This window comes from uncultured Maribacter sp., assembly GCF_947500985.1.
Lineage (GTDB): Bacteria > Bacteroidota > Bacteroidia > Flavobacteriales > Flavobacteriaceae > Maribacter.
In genome coordinates this window covers 489,071-504,731 of sequence record NZ_CANMTX010000001.1, presented here as the reverse complement: position 1 = coordinate 504,731, position 15,661 = coordinate 489,071, and the positions used below count along the sequence as shown (strand labels likewise).

General features: G+C 34.9%; 15 protein-coding genes. 7 read left to right on the top strand and 8 right to left on the bottom strand.

The window, feature by feature from the left end; all coding sequences use genetic code 11:
• Positions 1-51: 51 nt before the first annotated feature.
• Together Q0871_RS02265 and Q0871_RS02260 are read right to left on the bottom strand one after the other, a co-directional pair.
• Entirely contained in the window at positions 52-456 is a 405-nt protein-coding gene (locus Q0871_RS02265; protein ID WP_299317393.1) for a thiol-disulfide oxidoreductase DCC family protein, read from the bottom strand.
• A 158-nt stretch (positions 457-614) separates the two neighbouring features.
• Positions 615-2,798 carry a DNA mismatch repair protein MutS gene (locus Q0871_RS02260; RefSeq protein ID WP_299317391.1) on the bottom strand — a complete coding sequence of 728 codons (2,184 nt, stop codon included), beginning with the start codon at positions 2,796-2,798 and terminating at the stop codon, positions 615-617.
• Positions 2,799-2,995: 197 nt separating this feature from the next.
• Between Q0871_RS02260 and ung the strand changes: the two genes are divergently transcribed.
• Entirely contained in the window at positions 2,996-3,661 is a 666-nt protein-coding gene (gene ung, locus Q0871_RS02255; RefSeq protein ID WP_299317389.1) for a uracil-DNA glycosylase, read from the top strand.
• 81 nt (positions 3,662-3,742) lie between these two features.
• Positions 3,743-4,171 carry a response regulator gene (locus Q0871_RS02250; protein ID WP_299317387.1) on the top strand — a complete coding sequence of 143 codons (429 nt, stop codon included), beginning with the start codon at positions 3,743-3,745 and terminating at the stop codon, positions 4,169-4,171.
• 1 nt (position 4,172) lies between these two features.
• On the opposite strand, the gene Q0871_RS02245 is transcribed toward Q0871_RS02250, so the two are convergent.
• From Q0871_RS02245 to Q0871_RS02220, 6 genes are all read right to left on the bottom strand, one after another.
• Positions 4,173-5,018, bottom strand: a complete 846-nt coding sequence (locus Q0871_RS02245; protein ID WP_299317385.1) for a substrate-binding domain-containing protein — start codon at positions 5,016-5,018, stop codon at positions 4,173-4,175.
• Positions 5,005-7,041 carry a polyphosphate kinase 1 gene (gene ppk1, locus Q0871_RS02240; RefSeq protein WP_299317382.1) on the bottom strand — a complete coding sequence of 679 codons (2,037 nt, stop codon included), beginning with the start codon at positions 7,039-7,041 and terminating at the stop codon, positions 5,005-5,007. Before ppk1 ends, Q0871_RS02245 begins: the two co-directional genes overlap by 14 nt.
• 54 nt (positions 7,042-7,095) lie before the next feature.
• Entirely contained in the window at positions 7,096-7,962 is an 867-nt protein-coding gene (locus Q0871_RS02235; RefSeq protein ID WP_299317379.1) for a nucleoside phosphorylase, read from the bottom strand.
• A 1-nt stretch (position 7,963) separates the two neighbouring features.
• Positions 7,964-8,896: a DUF1835 domain-containing protein gene (locus Q0871_RS02230; protein ID WP_073244609.1), complete on the bottom strand. Its 933-nt coding sequence runs from the start codon at positions 8,894-8,896 to the stop codon at positions 7,964-7,966.
• Positions 8,897-9,005: 109 nt separating this feature from the next.
• Positions 9,006-9,335, bottom strand: coding sequence for a translation initiation factor (locus tag Q0871_RS02225; RefSeq protein ID WP_299317374.1), 330 nt, complete (start codon positions 9,333-9,335; stop codon positions 9,006-9,008).
• A 5-nt stretch (positions 9,336-9,340) separates the two neighbouring features.
• Complete coding sequence (locus Q0871_RS02220) at positions 9,341-10,291, bottom strand: 2-oxoglutarate and iron-dependent oxygenase domain-containing protein (RefSeq protein ID WP_299317372.1); 951 nt, start codon at positions 10,289-10,291, stop codon at positions 9,341-9,343.
• A gap of 122 nt (positions 10,292-10,413) precedes the next feature.
• Between Q0871_RS02220 and Q0871_RS02215 the strand changes: the two genes are divergently transcribed.
• The 5 genes from Q0871_RS02215 to Q0871_RS02195 all read left to right on the top strand — a co-directional run bounded on the left by Q0871_RS02215 (position 10,414) and on the right by Q0871_RS02195 (position 15,646).
• Positions 10,414-12,390 (top strand): thiamine pyrophosphate-dependent enzyme, encoded by a 1,977-nt coding sequence (locus tag Q0871_RS02215; RefSeq protein ID WP_299317369.1) that lies wholly within the window; start codon positions 10,414-10,416, stop codon positions 12,388-12,390.
• Between the two features lie 147 nt (positions 12,391-12,537).
• The gene (locus Q0871_RS02210; protein WP_299317367.1) at positions 12,538-13,017 is read left to right on the top strand and encodes a lipocalin family protein; all 480 of its coding nucleotides are present in this window, start codon (positions 12,538-12,540) and stop codon (positions 13,015-13,017) included.
• Positions 13,018-13,043: 26 nt separating this feature from the next.
• Positions 13,044-13,736 (top strand): OmpA family protein, encoded by a 693-nt coding sequence (locus Q0871_RS02205; RefSeq protein WP_299317366.1) that lies wholly within the window; start codon positions 13,044-13,046, stop codon positions 13,734-13,736.
• Between the two features lie 81 nt (positions 13,737-13,817).
• Positions 13,818-14,939: an NAD(P)/FAD-dependent oxidoreductase gene (locus Q0871_RS02200; RefSeq protein ID WP_299317363.1), complete on the top strand. Its 1,122-nt coding sequence runs from the start codon at positions 13,818-13,820 to the stop codon at positions 14,937-14,939.
• Positions 14,939-15,646 (top strand): methyltransferase domain-containing protein, encoded by a 708-nt coding sequence (locus Q0871_RS02195; RefSeq protein WP_299317361.1) that lies wholly within the window; start codon positions 14,939-14,941, stop codon positions 15,644-15,646. The genes Q0871_RS02200 and Q0871_RS02195 overlap by 1 nt, the downstream gene beginning before the upstream one ends.
• Positions 15,647-15,661: the final 15 nt, after the last annotated feature.

Sequence of the window (15,661 nt, the reverse complement as noted above, 5' to 3'; positions counted from 1 at the left end):
AGTTTTGTTGTTAGGATTAAAAATAGTTTTAAGGGGTTATTAATGAAGTATTTAAATGAATTTGCTCTTTAATTCTTCGGTAGGTATCATACAAGCCTCTTTTTTACCGTACCATTTGTATCTATTGGCGGCAACAAAATCGTATACGATATTTCTAAAGGATTCTGGTAGCCATAGTAAAATAGAAGATACGGTATTAAGTCCTTTTAAATCCTTGCCAATTTCGAGGGCAGCTGTTGATTTGGTGTAATAGGCAATATTTGGTTCTATTAGAATTATGGAATCGATTTCATTAGTATCGATATTGCGTTCGGTTAATAACCTTTTCCCTGTTTCACTTTGTATGGCAGCATATCTAAAAATGTCATGCTCATCTCGCTTTATAGCAAACTGAACGCTGCTGTTGCATAAGTTGCAAACACCATCAAAAAGAATGATTTTTTTATTTGAATTCACATTGTAAAATTAAAACAATTCTTGATCAACATCTCACAACATTTATATAATAAAACCTCAGTAATTATTCCAAAATATGATGTAATGAATACTATGTTTAGTTTCAAAAGTCACTTGTAAATCGTATACGATTTCATATAACTACCTGTAATATAGTGTTATTTCTTCCTTTCAACCATTTCTAGCTGGTCTACACTTACGTTGGTAGTAAATATGCCGTAATTAACAATAGCCTTACCTTTTTCAAGAGAATCTATACTGCCCACGGCCTTACCATCTAACATGCGAACACGGTCACCTATATTAAAAACCGGTCTAGGTTTGTTTTTTTCCTTAAAGATGGCTTTCTTCTTTTCAACCTTCTTTTCAACCTTCTTTTTCTCACGAATAACCTTTACTTCTTTTTGAACTTCTTCGGCGACTTTTGCTTTTTTAACACGTTCGGCTTTGGCTTGATTAGCAGTCTTCTTCTTTCTTTTGCTATTCTCGGTTTCAACGATTCTCAATAGCTCAGATACTAAAGGACGTTTCTTATTGTCTTGAAAATATTTGTCGGCAGCAACATTTACTTTGTTGCCCAATTGTATCATACGTTGGTCATGGTCGTAAAGCTCTTGATAGTTTTCGAGTTTAGATTTGATTTTAGCGTTCAGCTTTTCTAATCTTTCGTTTTCTTCTCTTGCTTTTGTTTCCTCTTCTTTTAACCTTGAACCAGTTTCAGCCATTTTACTACGCTCTTTTTGTAGTTTGGCAATAGTGGCATCGAAACGAACCTTGCCACGTTCTATTTTCTTCTTCGCTTTATTAATAAGCGAGTAAGGGATTCCGTTCTTCTGCGCTACCTCAAATGTAAATGAACTACCGGCTTGCCCTAAAATCAGTTGAAATGTAGGTTCTAATGTTTTACCATCAAATAGCATATTAGCGTTGGTAACATGGGGTAATTCATTGGCCAATGCTTTTAGATTAGCATAGTGTGTTGTAATAACGCCATATGAGCCTCTTTCGTAAAATATTTCTAAAAAGGCTTCTGCCAATGCACCACCTAATTCAGGATCACTACCAGTACCAAATTCATCGATTAGAAAAAGGGTGTTATGATCACAACGCTTTAGAAACTGGTTCATGTTCTTCAAGCGGTAACTGTACGTACTTAAATGATTTTCAATACTTTGGTTATCTCCGATATCTGTTAAAATCTTTTTAAAGAAGCAAACTTCACTTCTTTCATGTACCGGAATCAACATTCCACTTTGAAGCATTACTTGAAGTAAACCAATGGTTTTCAACGTAATACTTTTACCGCCTGCATTGGGTCCAGAAATAACTATAATTCTGTTTTCTTGATGCAATTCAATTGTTTGCGGATATGTCTTTTCATTTTTGTGCTTATTATTCAAAAATAATAGCGGATGGTATGCATCTCGTAAATACAATCTATTGTCTGAGTTAATTTTAGGCAATAGAGCGTCAATATCTTCTGCGTACTTGGCTTTTGCAGCAATAACGTCCACTTGCATTAAAAAATCTTGATAATCGCTTAAAAGCGCTCTAAATGGTCTTATCTGATTTGTTAGTTGCTTAAGAATACGTTGCACTTCTTCCTTTTCTTCAAACTCTAAGTTATTGAGTTCTCTACTGTATTTCAAAGCCGCTTCAGGCTCTATGTAAACAATGCTTCCAGTTTTTGATGTACCCATAACGGCACCCTTAACTTTCTTGCGATACATGGCTTTAACTGCTAAAACACGTCTATTCTCTACTACAGATTCCCTGATTTCATCTAAATAATCAGATGATTGGTAGGTATTCAAGGCAGAACCAAAGCTTTGACTGATTTTTCCCCGAACTGCGTTTATTTGCCTTCTGATCGTAAACAACTCATCAGATGCGTTGTCTTTTACTTCACCAAAACGATCGATGACATTGTTGATTAAAATCGGAATTTCAGCGTTCTGCTCCAATTTCAAAGCAAAATCATGGAAAAGGGGATAATACTCTTTGAATTTTTTAAAGAATTTTTGGTGTTGTGCAACAGTGGTACAAATGCTCGCTATTCTTTTGAACCCTTGTAGTTCTAAGGTTGTATTTTCAATCTTCAGAAGCTTTAGGTCGGCATTAATAGCGTCGAAACCATGATTAGGAATTCGGTTTTCACTAATAAGTGAAGATAGATATTCGGCTGTTTTGCCAAGTTCTACTTTAATAACCTCGTCAGTGATAAATGGTGCAATTTCTAATGCCGCTTCTTTACCTAATTCGGTATGGCAACGCGCAGAAACTTGTTTTAATACAGAAGGAAATTCTAAGTCTTGTAATGTTTTGGAATGTATGTTAGCCACGTTATGTTTTAATGAGCTGCAAAGGTACGCATTGACAATGAAATTTTATAAATGAGTAAAGTGTCGGACTTATAAAATGCAGTGTAAATACTAATTACTAATTTATGTTGGGTGAAATTAACCATAGTTCTAGGAATTTGGGTATTGTCTTACAGCAGGGTTAACAGTAACTTTGATATATAAAAAGAATGAGCATCATGGATATTGATTTGGTTAAGAGTTGGAAAAATCAGTTGCAGTCAGAATTTGACAAGCCTTATTTTAAAGATTTAATGCAATTTGTTAAACGTCAATATGAGGAGCATACGTGTTATCCGGAGTATGCTGATATATTTTCTGCTTTTAATCACTGTGACTTTGAAGACGCAAAAGTGGTTATCATTGGTCAAGACCCATATCATGGTCCTAATCAAGCAAACGGTTTATGCTTTTCGGTCAAAGATGGTATCAAACATCCACCTTCGTTAATCAATATTTTTAAAGAAATTGAAAGTGATTTAGGTATTCCTTACCCAGAAAGTGGAAATCTTGAACGTTGGGCTAAACAGGGCGTTCTATTATTAAATGCTACGCTTACGGTAAGAGCCCATGAAGCTGGAAGTCATCAAAAACATGGTTGGGAAGTATTTACGGATGCCGTAATTTCAAAACTATCAGAAAATAGCGAGCATATTGTTTTTATGCTTTGGGGTGGTTATGCTAAGAAAAAGGTAAAACTTATTGATGCAGAGCGGCATTACTTATTAACATCAGGTCATCCATCGCCATTAAGTGCCAATAGAGGATATTGGTTTGGGAACAAGCATTTTTCGTCTTGCAATAAAATACTAGGTGATTTAGGCAATAAAAATATAGTGTGGTAAGTTAGATACTTATTAAATGGTTTAAATTTTAGATTGTACTTTGGGGTACAATAGTGGCTAACAACTTAAATAACAGCTCAAATGAATAACTTAGAAAGATTAAATACTATTTTACTGGTAGATGATGATGATGCAAGTAACTTCTTACATTCCATCTTTATTAATAAATTAGATATGGATGTGAATATCAATTCTGCTCTTAATGGTCAAGAAGCTATTGATTTTATTCTTGGTAAAGGTCAAGAGAAATTAGAATTGCCCTGTATGGTCATGTTAGACTTAAGAATGCCTGTTATGGATGGGTGGCAGTTTATGGATGCTTATGAAGAGTTGGTGCCTAAAAAACTAAAGGAACAGATTACTATTGTACTAGTTACAATTAGTGATAACAAAGAAGATAAAGAACGCGCAATTGCTAACCAATATATTGCTGATTTTGCTCAGAAACCTTTATCTGACGAAACTTTTAAAGCATTGATTCAAAAGCATTACAGCCTAGCTGCAATCTAAATTATTTTAGAATTTCGGATACGGGAATTACTTTTTCAATTAGATTAAGTTCCTTCAGCGTATTTTGTACTTTGATCAAAGTAGGTTCCGGTAGTTGTTTTTGACTCCATTTGGTTATTTCTAGCCATTCTTGTATATCTTCTAACTTTTGATGGTATCTGTTTGCTAACGTAGAATCAATACAGGGAATTTGTTTGAATTCAACTGTATACATGTTGATAATTTCAAGAATATGCTTTAAAATTCCCTCGTTTTCTTTCAAAAATGAATTTGTCCCTACCAATACAAAACATGGCCAAGGTGTAGGGCAGTTTCCTAAGTGCTTAAATACACCACTATCAACTAGTGGTTTTGTAGTAAAACGCTCCCACATAAAGTAATCTGCAGTTCCAGAAGACAAACCTTCAACAGCTCCATCAAGATTATTAATTAAATTGAATTTTAAATTTTCAGTGTCCCAGCCCATATTTGTAGCTTGAACGTAAGACATTAGGTGGCTACCGCTACCGTAACGGCTAATAGCAGCTGTAGTGTCCTTTAAATCATTTAGAGCGCTATATGAACTATTGGCGTCCACATGAATTCCCCATAGTAGGGGCGAGGCAATGTATTCTTGAATAATTTTCACCTCATTACCTTCGGTTATGCTTTTTACGATTCCCTCAGTTAAGATGATGGCTAAGTCAGTATCCTTATTTTTAAGCATTTCGCTCATCCTACCTGTACCTTCTGGCACTTCTGTCCATTCTAAGTTTATGCCTCTTTCTTTAAATGCACCTTCTTCTATAGCTAAATGCCAAGGAAGGTTAAAATGTTCGGGTACACCAATAATCTTAACGGTTTTCATCTAATTTATTTTTAAGGTAATCGTAAATGGCATATTGAGAACGTATATTTTCTTGACCAAGTGCTTGAGCAACCTTTTTATTAGAGTTTTCTAAATCTAGAACACGTGCTTTTTGGTTGTCATTTAGCTGTAATGTTAGAATATGCTTCAACTCATCAAAAATATCTGGGTCTAGAATAGGGGTCAGCACTTCTATTCTTCTATCTAAGTTTCGCGTCATCCAATCTGCAGAACCAATATACATAAGTTCGTCTCCATCATTTTCAAAATGGTAAATTCTACCATGTTCTAAATAGCGGTCTACTATACTTGTGATGTAAATATTATCTCTCATTCCTTCACTAGGGTCATCGTTAGCAGTTAAGTAACAGCAAAAGCCTCTGATAATAAGGAGAACATCCACACCGGCGTTAACTGCTCTGTATAAGGCCCTAATCATATCAGAGTCTTCAAGACTGTTCATTTTAGCGGTAATAGCAGCTTTTTTACCCTCGCGAGCAGCATTGATTTCGTTCTGAATAAGATTTAGAAAGGTAATTCTAGTAGTAAATGGTGAAACCAATAAGCGTTTCAACTTTGGAACTATAATTTTTCTTTCTAAAACTTGAAACACTTGACCTAAGTCTTTCGTAATTTTTTTATCAGCAGTAAAGAGTCCGTGGTCACAATATATTTTAGAGGTTTTGGCATTGAAATTACCAGTACCTATGTAGGCATAACGTTTTACTTTATCATCTTCGTTACGGTAGACCATTGCTATTTTAGAATGCACCTTTACTTGTGGTATGCTGAAAATCACTTTGGCTCCTTTCTCTTCAAAAATACGCCCCCATTTAATATTATTGGCTTCATCGAATCGAGCTTGGGCTTCAACAAATAGAGTAACTTTTTTGTTGTTATCTAATGCTGTTAAAATAGCGTCTGCAAGCGAAGACGACTTTGCAATGCGATAAATAGTCATTTTTATAGCACTTACCTGAGGGTCTGTAGCTGCTGTAGTCAAAAATTCTTCGACTACTTTAAAGTCTTGATACGGAAAATGTACCAGTTGGTCTTTTTTTGAAATACTTTCAAAGATATTTTTGGTATAAGATAATTCTGGATGTGGTAATGCCGGTTTTTCGTGGTATTGTAAATGTTCCGTGCCTTTTGGAAGTGGAAAAGAAAAGAAGTCGGATAAATTGTGATACGCCCCACCGGGAGACAAATCTACCGAACCCAATTTGAAATCCGATTTTAAAGCATCTATTAGCCAGCTAGGCATAGTTTCATCGTAAAGAAGTCTTGTGGCTTGTCCTGATAAGCGTTTATTTAGAGAATTATATATTTTTTCTACTAATTCAATATCAGAGTAGTCGTCTTCTAAATACAATTCGGCATCCCTAGAAAGTTTGATAGAGTAGCAGGCATCAATTTCTTTGTTGGGCAATAATTTTTGAATGTTCAACCTAATAGCATCATCTAAATAGCAAAATTGATGACCATCGCCTGGTAAAACTATAAAGCGATCTTGGTTTTCTGTAGGTATCTCGACAATACTGTATTTATGGTCAGAATGTGTAACCGCTAGATAAAGTGCCCCATCGGTTAATTCTAAGTTTTCTTTATGTACCGAACAAAATTCTTTAATACTTTTATCGAAAAGCGATTCTAAGAATTGTTTTTGTTCGTTTGTAAAATTAGATGTGTTGCGAACATAAATATTATGTTCCTCAAGTTCAGAAAGGGTCGCTTTAATTACTTTACCGAACTCAACTTGTTGCTCATTGATCGTTTTTAATATGTGTTGTAACGTGCTATTAGCTTTAAACATTAGCTTCTTTCGAAATTTTTTGTCTAGATGCTTGATTTGGCGAAGTTGAGAAACACGTACTTTAAAGTACTCATCTAAGTTAGAGGAAAAAATGGCCAAGAACTTTAATCGCTCTAATAATGGCGTGTCGGTACTTTTAGCTTCAAGCAAAACGCGTTCATTGAAATAGAGCCAATTAATATCTCTATGCTTCAGGTTGTCTTTTTTCATGATAAGATTTGCGTAAAAATAAGAAGTACAATAGTAAAATACTGTAAATGTATGTTAAGCCAATCGTTTCAAGCAAAATTCAATGAGCTTATCTACAGATTCGGTGGGTGTAATGGAAAATTCCCCAGTCGATCTATTGGCTAAAATACAATTTAGAGATACGGCTTCATGACCAAGAAGTTGGGCCAGTGCATAAATACCCGAAGTTTCCATTTCTAGATTTGTCAATTTTAGATCATTGTAGCTAAAGGTGGATAATTTCTCCATCAATTCCATTTGACTGGGCTTTAATCTCAACTGACGCTGTTGTGGTCCGTAAAAGCCCGTATTTGTTGCGGTAAAACCTAATCGTATACGATTATCGCTAAACAATTCTCCTAGCTTTTTAGAATAGGAGAGTACATATGGTCTTGCTTTATTGGTGTCCCAAGAAGTATGGGCGATAAATTCATCTTCTATCTTAGTATAGTTAATTTCATCATGCTCGTAGAAATGTAAAAGTCCATCAAAACCGATAGAATATTTACTAATCAAGAAAGAATCAATCGGAATATCTGGCTGTATAGCACCTGTAGTTCCAATTCTAATGATATTTAAGGAAATATGATGTTCTTTAAGCGTTCTTGTGTTGAAATCGATATTTACCAAGGCATCTAACTCGTTTAAAACGATATCGATGTTGTCTGTTCCGATTCCTGTAGAAATCACTGAAATACGTTTACCATTTAAATGACCAGTATGTGTATGAAATTCACGCTTGCCCTTTTTAACCTCAATAGTATCAAAATGTCTAGATACTTGATGCACCCTATCTGGGTCGCCAACGGTTATAATGGTGGTTGCAATATCTTCTGGTAATAAATTAAGATGGTAGATACTGCCATCATCATTGATGATAAGCTCAGCAGGCTTTAGTTGCATGCTATAATTTTAAAATTCGGTTTGTACTAGTATTATAAAGGAAATTGTACTTCAAAGCGCCTCCTAAATACACATCATTGTCTTGTATGCAAGAATAATAGCTGGTTTGACCATCTAAAATCTCTTTGCCTTTCTTAGAAATACGCACAGGGTTTAAACTAGTTATTAATGGTTTTAGCCTCGTTAAAGCACGGTCATACTGTGTATTAGAAAAACCTAAGTTACCTTGATTTTTAAGTAAAACATCTATGTATTCAGTTTTAGATTTTGGTTTCCTGTCTATAGCAAGCTGTAAAATGGTATTTTCCATTTCATTTAAGCCGTTGTTAATACTAGGAAAACGTTTTAGATGCGATTTTACCGCATCACCAAGATAATCGAATTGGTAATCGTTAAAATCAGTAAGGTTTTCTAAACGAATAGGATTATTGCTGCAGTACAATTGCCAAACATAATCAGCATACTCGGTATCATCTTGTGTTAATACCTTTTTATTCTTATATAGACCTAATAATTGGTCATCGGTAAGCTCATTAAGGCTGTACATTTTATCTGTACCATCTTCTTTGCCGCTGCACACTAAAGATATTTGAGCATATTTTCTGTGTGTTAATAGCCAGCTAATAACGGCAAGCATATTCACTTGACAAAAAAGATCATACTCGAACCAAAGAACGATATGATCTTGTTGTTTGTGGTTACAAAGAGACCTATATTCTTTAAGGGTCTTTTCAATAAACCAAGATTTTGAAACTTTATAGTTTTTATGGAGAAACTCAAAACGAGCTTTCCAAAAGGTTTCTGAACCAACATTAGGTAGTGTCTGTCCTTCACATAGCATTTCACGCCAAGTGATGACGTCGCCATCTAAGTTTAATTTTTGAAGACGTTCGGTGAAAACATCTCCATTGGTAATGTGCAAGAGAGAACTCATACCAGGTTTGATTTTAGTTTGAATAGATTAAAAATAATACTAATAACAACGTTAAAAAATTATTTAACAGAAAACAAATGGAACTTTTAATGTAGTGTTTTTCGCTAAATTATCCACCTACTCGTTTAACAGAGAAGCCTTTGTCTTTCAATATGCTCATAATTTTGTCTCTGTAATCTCCCTGAATTATTATTTTGCCATCTTTAAAACTACCACCAACACTCAATTTTGTCTTTAATTCTTTAGCTAATTTCTTAAAATCTTCATCGGCACCAGTGTACCCTTCTAGAATTGTAATGGGTTTGCCTTTTCGTTTTTCGTACTTGCAAATGATAGGGTCATCTTGAAGCCAAATAGGATTATCCACTGTTTTTTCGATAGGAGTTTCCTCTGGTTCGTGCTCTGGAAATAGATTTTTTAACTGGTCTTTAAGATCCATATAGACTATTTTTTGATTAATCCTAAATCGATTAATCTTTCATGTAAAAATTCACCTGCAGTAATATCAGTATATAGTTTAGGGTGTTCGTCATCAATACAGTTATCTAAGCAATTCAATGACATTTCACTCACCGGATGCATAAAAAATGGCACAGAATATCTTGAAGTCCCCCATAATTCTCTTGGCGGGTTCACCACTTGATGTATGGTAGATAATAATTTATTATTGGTTAGTCGAGAAAGCATGTCGCCAACATTTATCATCAATTGATCAGGTCTCGCGATAGCATCAACCCATTCACCATCATGGTTTTGAACTTGAAGTCCTTTACCATGAGCACCCATTAACAATGTAATTAAGTTAATATCACCATGCGCTGCAGCACGTACTGCATTTTTAGGTTCCGAGGTAATAGGTGGGTAATGTATAGGACGTAAAATTGAATTTCCATTTTTAATATAATTATCAAAATAGAATTCATCTAAATTTAAATGTAGAGCTAACGCACGTAATACGTATCTCGCTGTTTTCTCTAGCATTTTATAGGTTTCCTTTCCTACTTTATTAAATTCAGGTAGTTCTTTAACCATTACATTGGCAGGATATTCTTTTTCCAGTTCATCATTATCCTCAACATATTGGCCAAAATGCCAAAACTCTTTTAAATCGCCTTCTTTTCTTCCTTTGGCATGTTCTTTACCGAATGAGGTATAACCACGTTGCCCGCCAATACCTTCAATCTGGTATCCGTCTTTTACATTTTCGGGTAAATCAAAGAATTCTTTAATTTCACTATATAATGTATCCACTAATTTTTCAGACAAAAAGTGTCCGCTTAAAGCAACAAATCCGATTTCTTCAAAGGCTTTTCCGATTTCATTAATAAACTTTTGTTTTCTTTTTGGGTCTTCCGAAAGAAAATCCGACAAATCAACACTAGGTACTAAGCTCATATTTATAAAGATTTTACGTAAAATTAATAATTATTGTCGATTTATAAGCGTTGTTGTAATCTATACTTACTATATACATTTTTGTTACATTTATATATTAATAGCCAAAATTGCCTTTATCAATGAATTACACCGATTTTAAAGTAACTCAAGACGTCAAATTAAAGCTTTATAAATCAATGCTCAAGCCTCGTATGATTGAGGAAAAAATGTTGATATTATTACGACAAGGTAAAATATCTAAATGGTTTAGCGGCATTGGTCAAGAGGCAATTTCTATTGGTGTTACTTCTGCGTTAAATAGTGATGAGTATATACTACCTATGCATAGAAACTTAGGAGTATTTACCGCTAGAGAGATACCACTGTATCGGTTATTTGCACAGTGGCAGGGGAAAGCAAGCGGATTTACGCAAGGTCGTGATCGTAGTTTTCATTTTGGAACCCAAGATTTTAAGATTGTAGGCATGATATCTCATTTGGGTCCGCAATTGGGTGTGGCAGATGGTATTGCCTTAGCTCATAAATTAAAGAACGAAAAGAAGGTAACCGCTGTTTTTTCAGGCGAAGGAGCAACGAGTGAAGGTGATTTCCATGAAGCTTTAAATGTTGCTTCGGTTTGGGGTTTACCGGTTCTTTTTTGTATCGAAAACAATGGATACGGATTATCAACACCGACAAACGAGCAGTTTAAATGTGAAAACATTGCAGATAAGGGAGCTGGTTACGGAATGGAATCTCATATTATAGATGGTAATAATATTCTTGAAGTATATTTAAAAGTATCTCATTTGGTTAGAGATATGAGAATAAACCCAAGACCGGTCTTATTAGAATTCAAAACTTTTCGCATGCGTGGACATGAAGAAGCGAGTGGAACAAAATATGTACCACAAGAGCTTTTAGATACTTGGGCAGAGAAAGATCCATTGGAGAATTTTACGCAATACCTTATAGGCGAGAAGTTATTGACCGAAGAAAGTATCGCCAATTATAAGGCAGATATTCAGGCAGAAATAGATGAGCATCTGCGAATAGCTTTTAGTGAAGATTTCATTACACCTAATGAAAGTAAAGAATTAAGTGAAGTATATCAAAAATATGATTTAAAAGAAATTAGACCAAGTAGATTTGTTACAAATATACGTTTAGTCGATGCTATTTCTGAAGGGCTAAGACAGTCTATGAAAAAATTTGACAACCTAGTTATCATGGGGCAAGATGTTGCCGAGTATGGTGGCGTTTTTAAGATAACAGATGGTTTTGTAAACGATTTTGGTAAAGAGCGTGTACGTAATACGCCCATCTGTGAGTCGGCAATTGTATCTGCTGCAATGGGCTTATCAATTAATGGAATGAAGGCGGTTATGGAAATGCAATTTGCAGATTTTGCAAGTAGCGGCTTTAATCCAATTGTGAATTATTTGGCTAAAAGTTTTTATAGATGGGGAGAGAATGCAGATGTTGTAATTCGTATGCCTTGCGGCGGCGGAGTGTCTGCTGGTCCGTTTCATTCACAAACGAATGAGGCATGGTTTACTAAAACTCCAGGTTTAAAGGTCGTATACCCAGCATTCCCGTATGATGCTAAGGGTTTGTTGGCAACTTCGATAGAAGACCCTAATCCCGTTTTGTTTTTTGAACATAAAGGATTGTATAGAAGTTTATATCAAGAAGTACCCGTTGATTATTATACCTTGCCATTAGGGAAAGCCAGTCTTTTAAAACAAGGTGATCAAATTACCATTGTTACCTATGGTGCCGGAGTTCATTGGGCTTTAGAAACCTTAGAAAACAATCCGGGTATTCGTGCAGATCTTTTGGATTTGCGAACATTACAACCCTTAGATACCAAAGCTATTTATGATTCTGTTGTTCGTACAGGCAAGCTAATTATATTACAGGAAGATAGCCTTTTCGGAGGAGTAGCCAGTGATATTTCAGCAATGGTGATGGAGAATTGTTTTGAGTATTTAGACGGTCCTATAAAAAGAGTAGGGAGTTTAGAGACACCGATTCCTTTTAACACTAAGCTTGAAGAGCAATACCTTGCTAAGTCTAGGTTTGAATCTGATTTAAAGGAACTTATCGCGTATTAGGGAAATACGTTAAGAAATATGTTAAAAGAGGTAATAGGTATTTACATTTAGCAGCATCTTTGTAGTGGCATTTGGTCGAATAAATAAAATTAATTCATCCAAAGAATAACAAGCAACGTATATAGATCAAACCTAAATTTTTTACTTATGAAAAAAATAATTTTACTTTTTAGTATTGTACTTTTAATAACCTCATGTTCAGTGTCTAAAGATGCTCGTGCAAAAAGAAATCTACTAAGCGGCACATGGACTTTAAATGATGTTTCTTTTGAGGGTAATACTGGCAATGTAAAGGCAGTATTATTTAATGACGTAGAAGATATATGTTTAGAAGGTAGCGAATGGTTCTTTCGTGATAACAATAGCACTGGTAGATATACTATTGACCAATCTACTTTTTGTACTGGTGGAGACCGTTATATTAGATGGTCGGTTGTTGAACGTGAAGAGAACTACACTAGTCAGTTACAATTCAAATTCATTAACGAAAAAAATCAAGATATTTCTGGAGGTGCAGGTTATCGTTTAAATATAGAAAACCTTACCGAATCAGCTATGACGTTAAAATCTAATGTCATGGTAGAAGGTGCTCCAATAAATGTAGTGTACCAATTCAGTAAAAAATAAATTTACTTAAAATTTAAAATAAGCATATGAAAACAATGATATTACGTAGAACTAGTTACATAATTGCTCTTGCCTTGGTAATGAGCTGTAGTACAGTAAAGAATGCAAATAAAACACAAAAAGGAGCGGTTATAGGTGCTTCAGGAGGGGCTTTAATCGGTGGAATCTTGGGGAATAATGTTGGTAGCGGTAATAATACGGCGCTTGGTGCCATTTTAGGTGCTGCAATAGGTGGTGCTGCCGGTGGTTATATTGGTAATAGAATGGACCGCCAAGCAGAACGTATTGAAGAAGAAATACCTGGTGCAGAAGTAAAGCGTGTTGGTGAAGGTATCAACGTAACGTTCAATGAAGAAGCTGGTGTGTATTTTGATACCAACAAATCTAATGTTCAAGGAACATCTGCAGTGACACTAGATAAACTAGTAGGTATTTTCAAAGAATATCCTCAATCTAATATTTTAGTAGAAGGTCATACCGATAGTGCTGGTGCCGATGAGTATAATTTGAACTTATCTAAGCAAAGAGCAGAATCTGTAACGAACTATTTAATCAGTCAAGGTATCGACGCTAGTCGTTTTGATACGAAATGGTATGGTGAAACACAACCAGTAGGTGATAATACAACTACAGCCGGTAAAGCAAAGAACAGACGTGTTGAATTAGCGATTGTAGCTAGTGAGTCTTTAAAACAAGAAGCACAAACACAAACGAACTAAGAGATACAAATTTTAGTATTGAGTTAAAATAAAAGCCCTGCACTTGCAGGGCTTTTTTGTTTTTGGTGTAACTTCCATGCAGTGAAAGAACACGGCATACTTATTATAGGAGGTGGACTAGCGGGATTAACAGCTGCTATTCATTTGGCTTCGGAAGGATTGGATGTCGCTGTGATTGAAATGCAGCAATATCCGCATCATAAAGTATGTGGCGAATATGTATCTAAAGAAATTGATCCGTATTTAAAACGGTTAGGAGTAGACCTAAAGGCAGAAGGGGCCAAAGATATTTCACAATTTCAAATAAGTACAGAAGACGGATTTATCGTTGAGACCGATTTGCCCTTGGGCGGATTTGGCATAAGTAGATATACGCTTGACAATTTGCTTTTTGAACGTGCAAAAGAGCTTGGGGTCATTTTTTACTTGGAGAAGGTCATAGCGACAGTATTTAAGAATGATATTTTCACTATTACTACCAAGTTTTGTACCTATTATTCTAAAATTGCCATAGGAGCTTATGGTAAACGATCGGTCTTAGATAAGGATTTAGATAGGGCTTTCAGTAAGAAAAAGCAATCATGGTTGGCGGTAAAAGGACATTATGAACTTGAAGATTTTCAGGAAGATGTAGTTGCGCTGCACAATTTTAATGGCGGTTACGGCGGACTCTCAAAAACGGAAACCGGAGCGGTGAATTTTTGTTATCTAGTTAGTTATGAAAGCTTTAAAGGATATAAGGATATTCAAAGTTTCAATACTGAAGTAGTTGCAGAGAACCCGTTTTTAAAAGAGTTTCTATCAAATGCAATCCCTGTTTTTAAGAAACCTATGACCATTGCTCAAATAGCCTTTGACGAAAAAGATAACGTGGTCGATCATATGTTGATGTGTGGCGATACTGCTGGGCTTATACATCCACTTTGTGGAAATGGTATGGCAATGGCTATTCACAGCGCTAAGATTGTATCTGAATTAATATCAAAATATGTTAGTGAATCAGATTATAAACGTATTGACTTAGAAATTGATTATAAAAAGGCATGGTCAAAAGCTTTTAGTAAACGTTTATGGTTCGGCAGAAAATTACAGTCCGTCTTAATGAATAAAAGATTAGTTTCAATGGGAATTAAAACTGTTGGAAAATCTAAATCAATATTGAAGTTTATTATTTCTAAAACCCATGGAGAATTAATATCATAATGGTAGATTTTACACAAAGAAGTAGTGAAGTGGAAATCATGGATACCTTTTTAGGTACAACTAATGAGCTAGAAACGATACTGCAAGATATTAATAGGGTAAATAGGTTGCTTGGGGGTTATAGTATAACCTTAGGTTCTGTTTTTGAGTTACTTGAGAAAAACAATAAAGAATCGTATACGATTTTAGATATGGGTTGTGCCGAAGGAACCATGCTTAGAAAGCTGGCATTAGCAGCAAGAAAGAAGAATGTAAAACTTAAATTGATTGGAGTTGATTTTAATGAACAAGGATTGCAATTAGCAAAGCAATACTCATCTGATTATCCTGAGATTAGTTACCTAAATACCGATATTTTAAAAACTGATTTTTCTGAATGGAATGTAGATGTGGTTATGACGACTTTGACCTTACATCATTTTACAGATGAAGGAGTAATTAAGTTCGTAAATCGCTTTGTAGATATCGCAAAGTTAGGAGTGGTTATAAATGATTTGGAACGGAGTCCCGTTGCATATTATTTATTCAAGACATTTAGTCTATTTTTTATTAGAACAGAAATAGCAAAGAAAGACGGACTGTTATCTATACGTAGAGCATTTAAAAAGGAAGAGTTACAGCATTTTGCCAGTCAGGTTAGCAACGTATCACACTATATTAAATGGAAATGGGCTTTTAGATATGTATGGGTCTTAAAAAAGAAATAAGTAGATTGAAGTTTA

Excerpts from the sequence above, each read along its gene's own strand:
- ung (WP_299317389.1), top strand. The coding sequence starts at position 2,996 with ATGGATATTGATTTGGTTAAGAGTTGGAAAAATCAGTTGCAGTCAGAA.
- Q0871_RS02250 (WP_299317387.1), top strand. The coding sequence starts at position 3,743 with ATGAATAACTTAGAAAGATTAAATACTATTTTACTGGTAGATGATGAT.
- Q0871_RS02245 (WP_299317385.1), bottom strand. The coding sequence starts at position 5,018 with ATGAAAACCGTTAAGATTATTGGTGTACCCGAACATTTTAACCTTCCT.
- ppk1 (WP_299317382.1), bottom strand. The coding sequence starts at position 7,041 with ATGAAAAAAGACAACCTGAAGCATAGAGATATTAATTGGCTCTATTTC.
- Q0871_RS02235 (WP_299317379.1), bottom strand. The coding sequence starts at position 7,962 with ATGCAACTAAAGCCTGCTGAGCTTATCATCAATGATGATGGCAGTATC.
- Q0871_RS02230 (WP_073244609.1), bottom strand. The coding sequence starts at position 8,896 with ATGAGTTCTCTCTTGCACATTACCAATGGAGATGTTTTCACCGAACGT.
- Q0871_RS02225 (WP_299317374.1), bottom strand. The coding sequence starts at position 9,335 with ATGGATCTTAAAGACCAGTTAAAAAATCTATTTCCAGAGCACGAACCA.
- Q0871_RS02220 (WP_299317372.1), bottom strand. The coding sequence starts at position 10,291 with ATGAGCTTAGTACCTAGTGTTGATTTGTCGGATTTTCTTTCGGAAGAC.
- Q0871_RS02215 (WP_299317369.1), top strand. The coding sequence starts at position 10,414 with ATGAATTACACCGATTTTAAAGTAACTCAAGACGTCAAATTAAAGCTT.
- Q0871_RS02210 (WP_299317367.1), top strand. The coding sequence starts at position 12,538 with ATGAAAAAAATAATTTTACTTTTTAGTATTGTACTTTTAATAACCTCA.
- Q0871_RS02205 (WP_299317366.1), top strand. The coding sequence starts at position 13,044 with ATGAAAACAATGATATTACGTAGAACTAGTTACATAATTGCTCTTGCC.
- Q0871_RS02195 (WP_299317361.1), top strand. The coding sequence starts at position 14,939 with ATGGTAGATTTTACACAAAGAAGTAGTGAAGTGGAAATCATGGATACC.